This is a genomic window from Nocardioides sp. NPDC047086 (genome assembly GCF_040643685.1).
Lineage (GTDB): Bacteria > Actinomycetota > Actinomycetes > Propionibacteriales > Nocardioidaceae > Nocardioides.
Genome location: NZ_JBEYUV010000087.1, coordinates 1 through 1,626 on the forward strand (window position 1 = coordinate 1; position 1,626 = coordinate 1,626).

The following is a 1,626-nucleotide window of genomic DNA, read 5'->3' on the forward strand; positions in this document are numbered from 1 at the left end:
TTCGCCGGCCGCTTCGCGGTCCTGGACACCGGCGCCCGTCGAGAAAAACTTGGCTGGCTATCGGGGCGGCGGCCCGGGTGTGGCGCAGCGCATTCACTCCTGCGACGGATGGTGTTGCAGGGGGTGGAGGGTGGCCCTTCGGGCCACTTACCATCCACAGGAACGATGTCGTTCGCTCACCGCGAAAACATTGTTTGAGCAGGGAAAATAGATGGTAGAAGGTGTGGTTGAGGCGTAGAATCAGAGCCATCACAACACCTCAACGAGGGGAGGGAGCGGCGATGAGTCTCGAACCCGAGATCAACCACTGGGGCACCAACCCCGGCGACCCGATCGAGACCGAGATGACTGCCATCGAATCCTCCCTCGACCGGCTGCTGGCCCGGAATGCCGCCTACTGGCGCACCGCGCAGAAGAAGCACTCGCTGGAGCGGCTGGAGACACTCCAGGCCAAGCTGGCCGCGGTGAAACTCCGGGTCCTCGCTACTGCCGGTGATATCGCCGAGGAGACCGGCGCCAAGGACGCCTCCGCCTGGATGCGGGCCGAGTTGCTGGTCGACAAGGGTGAGGCTCGGTCCCAGCTCAAACTGGCTGCCCGGGTGGCGAAGTACGAGCACGTGGCCGCCGGGCTGGCGCAGGGTGTGGTCTCCGAGGACAAGGCGCGGGTGATCGTTCGTGCGCTCGACAAGGTCGAGGCTGACCCGGTCGCCAGTGCCGAGGACTTGGTGCTGGCCGAGAAGCTGCTGGTCGACTACGCGACCGAACTGACCGCGAACCAGCTCAAGATCGCCGGACGCCGGATCTTGGTCGAGATCGACCCGGCCCGGTTCGAGGACGCCGAAGCCAAGGCCCTCCTGGCCGAGGAGGAACGCGCCCAGCAGAGGACCGCGTTGCGGGTGTGGGACAACCACGACGGGACCGTCGGGTTTGAGGGTGTTCTACCGGTCTCGATGGGGATGCGGTTCAAGCGGCTCGTGGAGGCCTACGCCCAGCCCCGCAAGCAGCAGTTGGTTGCCAAGGGCAGCCCGTTGCCGCCGTGGGGGCGGTTGATGGGTCAGGGGTTCTCGCGGTTGTTGGAGACCATCGACCCCGCCGCCCTGCCCCGTCATGGTGGTGATGCCACCACTGTCAACGTGGTGATCAGCCTTGAGGAGCTCCGTAAGGACCTCGGGGTCGCGACGCTGGGGTATGACGAGACCAACGGCGCGGTGATCAGCGCGGCCGAGGCGCGGCGGATGGCGTGCAACGCCACCATCATCCCCTGGGTCCTCGGTGGTGAGGGTGAGGTCCTCGATGCCGGCCGCGGCAGCAGGTTCTTCCAGCCGATCCAGCGCAAGGCGTTGCGGTTGCAGCAGAAGTGCTGCCAGGCCGAGGGGTGTGACATGCCACCGGAGTGGTGCGATGCCCACCATCTCGACCCTTGGGCGGCCGGCGGGAAGACGGATCTGAAGGACGGGGCGTTGTTGTGTCCGCATCATCACCGGCTGGCGCACAACCCGGCCTACGTGCATGAGCGACTACCGGACGGCACCTGATTCGCCCTGGGTTTCGTTCCTATCGGTTTCCCTGTCCGGCGGTCGCCGGCTGGGCTGAATCAAGGTCAGCGTAGTAGGCCTGTTCGACCTC

Annotated in this window: 1 protein-coding gene; it reads left to right on the forward strand. The window is 66.0% G+C overall.

Features of this window, described 5'->3' with window-relative positions; genetic code table 11:
- The first annotated feature begins 281 nt into the window (after positions 1-281).
- Positions 282-1,535: a DUF222 domain-containing protein gene (locus ABZ796_RS27675; protein WP_357341396.1), complete on the forward strand. Its 1,254-nt coding sequence runs from the start codon at positions 282-284 to the stop codon at positions 1,533-1,535.
- The last annotated feature ends 91 nt before the right edge of the window (positions 1,536-1,626 follow it).